Origin of the sequence: Ruminococcus sp., assembly GCF_019423705.1 — a bacterium.
Classification (GTDB): domain Bacteria; phylum Bacillota; class Clostridia; order Oscillospirales; family Ruminococcaceae; genus Hominimerdicola.
Genome location: NZ_JAHZAX010000003.1, coordinates 244,650 through 254,181 on the forward strand (window position 1 = coordinate 244,650; position 9,532 = coordinate 254,181).

Annotated in this window: 2 protein-coding genes; both read right to left on the reverse strand. The window is 38.7% G+C overall.

The annotated features are described in order from the left end of the window. Positions 1-62 precede the first annotated feature (62 nt). Positions 63-7,745, reverse strand: coding sequence for an LPD11 domain-containing protein (locus QZ371_RS04075; RefSeq protein WP_295209815.1), 7,683 nt, complete (start codon positions 7,743-7,745; stop codon positions 63-65). Beyond that, positions 7,742-9,532, reverse strand: a 1,791-nt coding sequence (locus tag QZ371_RS04080) for a DUF4316 domain-containing protein (RefSeq protein ID WP_295209818.1), incomplete at its 5' end; no start/stop codon positions are given. The genes QZ371_RS04080 and QZ371_RS04075, both read right to left, overlap by 4 nt.

Genomic DNA, 9,532 nt, shown 5'->3' on the forward strand with positions numbered 1-9,532 from the left:
CCCGATTATTTCTGAAAAGTCAATAGCAAAATCGATTTTTTATAGAGAAATTCTGTCAATTATTAAATTGCCACATTCTCCTCCTTTCCTTTACCTTTTTCTTTTTTTGGCTTTCGCTCCTGTGATCGCAGCCTTGCAGCTTCCTTTTTGAGCTTTGCACAATCAAAGTAATTGGTACGCTTCTTATCTGGGTTATTCTTCTTAAAATCAGCAGCAGCTTGATTAAGTTCATCAGTTAAAGTTGCAAGCCGTTCAGTCTTTTCTTCCAGTTCTTCAGCCTGAGCAAAAGGTTGTGCAACTATTTTTTTAGCTTCTGCAATATCAAAATTATGCTTGCCCAGCTCAACTTGTACATTATTGATTTTTTCATCAATCGAGTACAACGCATTCTCCAGACGTTTAAGATTGTTTGAATATGATATGCCCATATCAGTATGATATATTGCAGCTCCCTTTAGATCTGCACGAATCACCTTTGAAAAGCTGTCCATAGAAACTGAAAGCGGAAATCCTTGAAATTCGCCTATTTTTATTGATTTGTCCATATTTGCTGTTACAGCGTCAAATGTAGCCTTTTCAAAAGCTTTTGCAGCTTCCGTTCTATCCGTATATGTATGATCGTCAATAGTTATTTTAAAGACAGGCTGCTGCGTTTCAAGATCAACCGGCAAACTTTCTATATGCTTTTTGTCGGTTTGGTAATTATCAATAGCATTTTTCAAACGCTGTTCTACCGCCGGGGCTCTGAATATCTTATCCTCCATATCGTGCTTTGTATTTGTATACTCAGCTTTGAGAATGTTCAATTCTTTAACCTCATTATCAAGCTGCATTTTTTCTTTGATACGCTCATCGCCGGTACACAGAGTTTTTATTTCTGAATACGAGAGAGCTTGTTGATCTACATCATCACATTTGCGAACAGGAGTTTTTGAAGTCATTATCTGAGATATAAACTTTTGCTTGCTTTCAAGGGTTTGGTATGAATATGCGTCAAACGTGCCTTTTGTAACATAGCGATACAGATGAACCTTTTCATTTTGGTTGCCTTGACGTACAATTCTACCTTTACGTTGCTCCATATCAGCCGGACGCCAAGGAATATCAAGATCGTGTACGGCAATGAGCTTGTCTTGCACATTCGTACCTGTACCCATTTTTGAAGTACTGCCAAGCAGCACTCTTACTTCGCCGGAACGTACCTTGTCAAAAAGCTCTGTTTTCTGCTTTTCAGTCTTTGCGTCGTGAATATATGCTATTTCAGTTTCCGGAACACCTTTTGATATAAGTTTTTTCTTAATATCATCATATACACAGAAATCACATTCTTCTTCAAACGATTCCTTTTCAGAAACACTTTTATCATCATCTTCTGTGTTTCCTAAGTTGCTTTGCTTGTGCGGAACACCTAGATCACAGAAGATTATCTGCGTAAGTTTCCGTTCCTCAGTATCTTGATGAATACGGAAAACATTTTCAACACATTGATTGAGCTTTGTCATCGGACTATCTTCAAAAGACGGGTCTATAAGACGTGGGTCAAGACCAAGCTTACGTCCGTCTGATGTGATTTTAAGCATATTATCTTCTGTTGGCTCAACATTTCCTGCCTGCACATCGTCCGCTCTGTCTGCTAGTTCTTCGACAAGCTTTTTCTGAAAATCTGTCGCTTCAACGTTTACAATATGAGTTTCACATTCTGGCACATCAAGTTTCATTGTATCGGCGGTTCTTATGTCAGCGACTTGTTTGAACATAGACATAAGCTCTGGCAATCCAGTATAATGTGCGATCCTTGTGCGCTGTTTAAATTTGTTGCCTGCTGGGGCAAGCTCCCAATCAGTTTTTTGTGTGCCGAATACAGATACCCAATTGTCAAAGTGGTCTAAGTCTTTCGCTTTTAAGAAATCATATTCTAAGTATCTCATCATCGTATGTAATTCGGTGACTGAATTTGATAGCGGTGTACCAGTTGCAAGTATAATGCCTTTTCCACCTGTCTTTTCGTCAAGATACCGACACTTTGTAAAGAGGTCTAATGCTTTCTGTGAAGCTGATGAGGATATTCCAGATACGTTCTGAAGCTTTGTTGGTGTAAAGAGATTCTTAAATTCGTGAGCTTCATCGACCACAAGTTTATCAATTCCCATTTCTTCAAACGTTATAACGTCGTCTTGCTTTTTAGATCTGAGCTTTTCGAGATTTTGTTCAAGACCTCTCTTTGTGCGTTCCATTGCCTTAACGCTAAAGTTGTTGGTGTCTTTATTATTCTTGTATAGCTTAATGCCCTCGACAATATCATCAATTTGTTGTTGCAGTATATTTTCTTGCCGCTCTTGTGACATTGGAATGGCTTTAAGCTGCGAGTGACCTATGATTACAGCATCGTAATTTCCGGTAGCTATTTTGGCAAATAGCTGCTGGCGATTATTTTTCTGAAAGTCCTGCTTTGTTGCAACAAGAATGTTTGCGTTCGGGTACAGTTTCATAAAATCATCACCGATCTGTTCTGTAAGGTGATTTGGAACACACATAAGTGCTTTCGTGGAAAGTCCTAAACGCTTGCTTTCCATAATACTAGCTATCATTTCAAAAGTTTTTCCTGCACCAACAGAATGAGCGAATAGTGTATTGCCGCCAAACAATGCGTGTGCTATCGCATTCTTCTGATGTTCTCGTAATTTGATATCAGCATTCATACTAGGGAAGCGCAGATTGCTGCCGTCATATTCTCTGGGGCGTATACAATTAAATCTCTCGTTATATTCAGCAACAAGCTTTTCACGACGTTCTGGGTCATTAAAAATCCAATCTTTAAAAGTGCTGCGGATTTTCTCTGCCTTTTTCTGTGCGAGCTTTGTTGCGTTAATATCTACAACACGTTTGGTTTTATCAGAATTATTCGGATCAGGGATAAGCATTGTGACTTTCGGGTCTTTCAGATTAAGAAGTGACTCCATAATCTCATAGGCATTAGTTTTATCCGTACCGAATTTTTTTGTAACGGCTACTGATTTATCAATACGCTTATTTGTAATACTGTAAGCATTGGCAGCAGAAGAATATTCCACTTTTATCGGTTTTGGCTTTCTCCAAAAATGATATGTTTGGCTATCAGTACGGTTCATTTGTGGCGTATTGAATGTTTCGTATATGAATTGCTCATAATACTTTGGGTCAATCCAAGTTGCGCCGATTTTCACATCTATATCGCCTGACTTCAAAGGCTCTGGCATAGCTTGTTTTAAAGCAATGACGTTTTCTTTGAACCTACCGTCCTTTTCTGCATATTGTTCCGCAATATTTAGCTTTTGACGAATATCGCCGGACAGGTATTCACTTGCAGTCTGATACTCCTCACTTGTGTTCGGCACAAGGAATATATCACCTTTAAGCTCTTTGATAAGCTGTTCTTTTGGAAGATCGGTCAGCTCCTGCATATAGTCAAAATCAATTTTTGCCTTTTCTGCAATCGACAAAGTGAGTGCCTCAATCGCTGTATCAACGTGATTTGCTGCTATCGCTGGCTTTATAGTGCGCTTTGTGAATATATCTGACTTTTCAAGCAGCTTGTCTTTATCATAAGATTTTTCAAGCGTGGCTACCAGATTATACGATATATCATCTCTGAAATAACGCTTATTACTTTGGCTGTGAAGCAGCCCATATTTGTTATAGAAGTTGTCATAAAGAGTATTAAGCTTGCCCTGCAATGCTTTGAGCTCATCATCACTATGATCTTGTTCCTGAGCGGCAAGCAGATTTCTTGTACAATCTCTTATCTCAATAAACGCTTTGGCTCTATTGAGCTGAGAGTTTTTGCTGTTGTATTTAAACTCGCAAACTCTTGACGATGTTTTAAAATATATATTTCCACCCTTTTCAAATAGACTGAAATTCCGCAAGTTTTGCGGCGGTATTATAACGCCATTGTCCAGTTTTGGATAAACATCAACGGCTTTGTTATCAGATATAGTCGCAGACATTTTATTGACCGCTTCAGAAAGCTGAGCTCCCAGCTCTTTGTCCTTGTCTGCAATGACTTTTGTACCGCTGCTTCTGGGGTTGCTGTCTTTTACAAGCTCTCCTAGTATCATTTCCGGCTTGTCTATAAAGTACTGATTTACTGATAAGCCATTCTTGTTCTCTCCTATATGCACCCAGTCTGGCAGCTCCTTCGGCGGCGCAGAACGTTTCTGCAAAAAGATAATATCGCTTGTAACTTCTGTGCCTGCATTTGCCCTAAATGCTCCGGAGGGAAGTCTGACTGCGCCGATCAAATCGGCTTTTTCAGCAAGCTGTTTTCTTATGCTCTCATCTTTCTTGTCAAGCGTACCTGTTGATGTTATAAATGCTACAATTCCGCCCGGCTTGACCTTGTCTAGTGCTTCGGCAAAGAAGTAATCGTGCAGCTTATTAGTATTATGTTTCTGGTCTTTAAAACTTAGATCTCCGAACGGCACATTGCCAATAGCAACATCAAAGCAACCGTTTTGGTACTCATTCTTTTCAAAACCCTCAACCTTTATTTCGGCATTTGGGTATAGCTTTTGAGCAATTCTTCCGGAAATACTATCAATTTCTGTGCCGTATATCTTTGTGTTCTGTGTCATTTCCTGCGGCATACGTCCTATGAAATTGCCGACACCTAAAGAAGGTTCAAGCACGTTTCCACCCTCAAAGCCGAACTTTGCAAGTGCTTCATACATTCCGTCAATAATAGTTGGAGTGGTGTAAAAAGCGTCGAGAACGGAAGCCCTTGCAAGACTATATTCCTTGTCTGTCAGAAGTTCTTTGAGTTGGGTATATTCTTCTGCCCAGTCTTTCTTTGAATCGTCAAAGGCGTTTTGTAAGCCGCCCCAACCGACATACTTTGAAAGCGTTTGCTTTTCTTCGTCTGTTGCCGGTCTGTTCTCTTTCTCTAATATTTTGAGTGTTTCGATAGCTGCAATATTGGCTTTGAATTTTGTCTTTGCACCACCTTCGCCGAGATTATCATCGGTAATAGCAAAATTCTGAACCTCGTTATTCTCAGTATTTTCAGACGATGATACTTGAATGTTATCATCAAACGAAAGCTGCTTTGCAAATGTATCATCTACATCTGAATTATCATTGTCCAACTTTGTATCCACCGGAGATAAAGTTGGTGGATTAGTTTCTGACTTTTCTTCTTGTGCATTTTCCTGAGAATTTTCAAAGAGTGAAAGCTGCTCATCAGCGGTAGAGGATATGGTAGTGTTCTCATTGTCAGCAGACGGAGTTGCTTCCTTTTCGATTGGTAAGGCAGTATCGGTTGTTTCCGGCACTTGCTTTTCCGGCGTTGTATATGGTACAGGTTTTTCAATCTCGCCATTTTTTATCGCAAGCATTTTCTTTTCATAATCGTCTATCTGTTCTCTTGTGAAGTAGTCGTTTTCCGGCATTTTCTCATATAGCTCATTGATCTTAGCTATCTGCTTTTCAACAGTTTCCGCCCACAAATGTTTTTCGGCGCCTGTTTTCAAATAGTAGTCACAGTCAAGCTTGAGCCTACCTAAAAGTCTGTTTGTTTCAGACTGCGATTCATTTGTAAGTGTTGGTGCTATACTGTCTTTCATCGGCTCAGATTTAATTCCGAGATAGCTGTTGACCTCTGCGATAACATCTTTAAGCTTGCCGTCAAACAATGTTTTGTTCATATTTGAAGGACTGCCATAGGTGTTTGTAAAAACCGGCAGACGGAACAACTTAGGGTTCAAGTTGTCATAGCCGTTTATCTTCATCTGTTTTTCAGTTCTTTCAAGAAGCTGCTTTGCCTGATCTGAAAAATTGTGATTTTCATACAACTTTTCAAATGCAGCGTGCAGATCGTTTGGCGGCAATGTTTCGCCTAAAGATACATTTTCCTGTTTATCTATTGTTTTTCCACTCTTGACAATATTGTGACTTTGGTGTATAATAGTATTAAAGTCAAGATTGTTTGTTAATTCGGAGTATTGTTCTCCCCATCTTTCAAACAGTTCTTGGCTTTTTTGTTTATTACAAAACAGGAGATTATCTGCTTGAACTATTCTCTTGAAATACTCAGGAAAATTATTTCTTCCATATACACTTGTAATGAAATTAGAACTGATATTCTCGACTTCATATCTTCCTTTGCCATTTGGCTTTATGCTTGCTATTATCGGGTTATCAGCTTTGTCAATTTCTGTTGTTACAACGATAATGCTGTCTTTGCGATTTGGCGAATCAATAATCATTACGGGAGAAGAAAGCAACTTCGGTAACCTTTTGACTTGCTCAACATCAAGACCGTGCTGATGATTTTTTTCATCTGTTGGTAAAATAGCATTCTTCAAATGCTTTTGTGTGTACAGCATAGGTAGCTGCTCACAGCCAACATCGAGCAAAATTTGTGGTGTATCACAAACTTTTAGACTTGTGTAGAACGGTAATTTTCCATTTAAAGCATCATCTACCTGTTCAGCAAATGTTTTTTCGCTTTTGACGATCTCATCATCTTGTCGCTTTGAATGCTCGAGCACAGCTTTGTCGAGATACCTTTGAACATCACTTGGGTCTATTTCTCCGGCAACAGCACTATGGAACATATCAAAGAATGTGCGTATATCAGCTAACAATAACCGCTCATCGACTTCATCAAGAACGGTAACAGATATTCCCTCGGAATAGCCTTGACGCAGCAGAGCCTTTTGTTCGTCAGAAAAATTATGATTTTCATATACTTTTTGAAGTGCTATGTTATCATCAATTTCCTGTTTTAGCTTCATCAGATTTGAATGAACGCCGTCTTTGTCGTTAATACGGTCATCAAAAGAAGCCTTTGCGTAAGCAATAATAGGCTCTTTTAACTTTAATATATCTTCCTTGCTATACGAATCCTCAATGAAGACAGCCATAGCGTTATCAATTTCTTTTGAAAGATCGCATTTGTCTTGTGCTTCTATCAGGGCTTCTATAAGTTTTCCTGTGTTGCCCTGTTCGCTGGTGAAGATCACTCGTCCGTCCTTTATCAAGCCTGAATACTCTGCCAGCTCATCAAGATAGGGCTGTATCTCTTTATATCTTTCCGGGGATATATTAGGCGAGAAGTATTCCTTGTGGGCTATATCGTCATAATATTTGTTGCCGATGAATGTGTATGTATGCTCTTTGTGTTGCTCTTGGTGCTTAACAAAGTCATTACGCTTTTGAACAACGTCTTTGTGTATCTTTTTAACTTCCGGCATATCTGATTTGCTAACAGTCAGTACAGTCTGACTTCTCATTTGCATAATACTATTTTTTATGTCCTTGAGCTTATCTATATCCGCAGCACTTACGGTAATAGTACCCTTATTGTTTGTATAAATCCTGCCAGAGAATTTTATATTCTGCTGTTCCATAAGTGACGCCATCTTGAGGATAACGTCACGATCGGCTTTAAAATACTCTTTTTGAGGAATATATCTGTATTCCATATTGCCGATAATATTCATTTTCGGTGGAGTATATGGCTTTTCTGGTTTCTGATATAGCATTTTATCAGCAAGGCTGCTTCCGAGTATTTGCTTAAACCAATTCAGATCCTTGGTATTAAAGGCAAGCTTGCTTGTGCCTTTGCGAGAAAATGCGTAATAGTTCATTCCTGCTTGCTCAAGCAGGCTGCACAGTTTCTTTAAATCCTTTTCTTTCAAAGAAACGATCGTCTTATCATCATTATCAGTCGCTTTGTTCCATATTTCATTTCCGTATGTAGTCAAGACCGTTCACCCCTATCTTTATTTTTTACCTCTTTAGGAGAAGCTTTGTGTTTTTCTTCTGTTCTTTTCTTCAAAAAGTTCCTTGAGATCTGAAAGCTTGTCACTTTCGGATAATCACTTTGCTTTATAGTTACCGCAGATTTATCGCCATTTAGTACAGCGGAGTGTTCAATGTCATTCTTCCTGAGTTCACCAACGACCGCTCTTGCGGACTTTTCGTCCATACGCTGTGTAAAGCGTTCTTTTTTATCAAGATTTTTATAAAACTCAGGATTTAAAAATTTTGCTTTATCTGCATTGAGCAATTCATAAGTTTTGTCTTTGTTGCTGTTGGATACCGTTATCTTTAAGTTTGTACCGCTTTTTACTGCCGAAAAAGGTATCTTATTCTCGTTGAGCTTGTTCATCAACCTTTGGGCTTCAACGGCACTTACCGCAAGGATAGCTCTATCGGCTGCTTTCAAGGACTTATAATAGTCAGGGTTTATGTATCTTTTTTCTTTTGTGTCCTCTACGGTATTCGTTCCTTTGTCAGTTTCAGACTGCGATATGTTATTTTCCTGCGGCGGCTCATCTCTCTTGCCGTTGTTTATAATTCCATCAATGGAGTTATAATCATCTTCCATCGCCATTTCAGCATTTTTCAAATACTCAAATGGATTTTCCTGTGCGGCTGTAAGACAAGCCTTTTCAGAAATTGCTGCAACGCTTATTTCACCTGTTTCAAGGCTTGTTTGAACAGCATTTGCTGTGTTTTGCATTACTGTATCAATTTCGGCTTCTGATTTTTTGGCATAGGTTGCGTGATTTTGACTTAAAGTGCTGATTTTATTATCCAAATCTGCTATCTGAGTATTGCACTTATTTATGCTGTTCTGTATATCACTCTTAGCAGAAATAGCCGTTTCCGGTGCATTATACTTTTGGGTTTGGCTTTCAAGTTTATCAACGAGAGCAGCTTTCTTATCATTTAAACAAGCAAGCGTACTCTGATTAAGCTTGTCCATTGCGGTGGCAAACCTTTGACGTCGCTCAGCTCCGATAACAGCAAAGCTTTTCACAGTATCGCTGAGAGCTACACATATTTCAAGCTTGTGCCCGATAATTTCAGATTTACGATCAATTTCGGCTATGCGGTTCTGGTGATTTTTTATTTTCTGCTGCCGTGCAGGTATTTTTTCATTACGAATAGCATTTATCTTCTGCTCATTTCGAGCCACAATAGCCTTAAAAACGTTGCTTCGTTCTGATAAAGAGGAGAACATTTTATTCAGATCTTCAAGCTTATCTGCCTTTAAAGACAGCTTTGTGATCTTGACTTCATTTCTTTCGATCTTTGTCGTTCTTGTATCACGCTTGTCTTTAAGTGTTTCAAGTAGGCTTTCGTGGAAATCCGCTTTTGCATTGAGAATTGGCAAAAGTTTATTATGTTCTACCGGATTATGAAAGTGAGTTATTTCGGGACTTTCCTGTTCCGGGTACTTGACATTTGCTGTTGTATATGCTATACTATTATCAAAGCAGAGAATTGTATTTAACGAGGGCAATTGGAGCCCAATGTCTTTATATAATTCTTCTGCTTTTTCTGTATTTATAGCTAAAATTTCATCTTTATGTAATGATAAATAATTTTTCAGAGATCTTTTTACATCTATGTTTCCAAGCTCATCTGTTGCATTGTCTTTGGCATATAGAGTGTTTAGAACATTAACAGTACCGTTTTTTCGGTCTAAGGTGTTGTATGCTCTAAAAGACTTCTTAATCAAGCGGTTGGGAAGTCTCTTAGA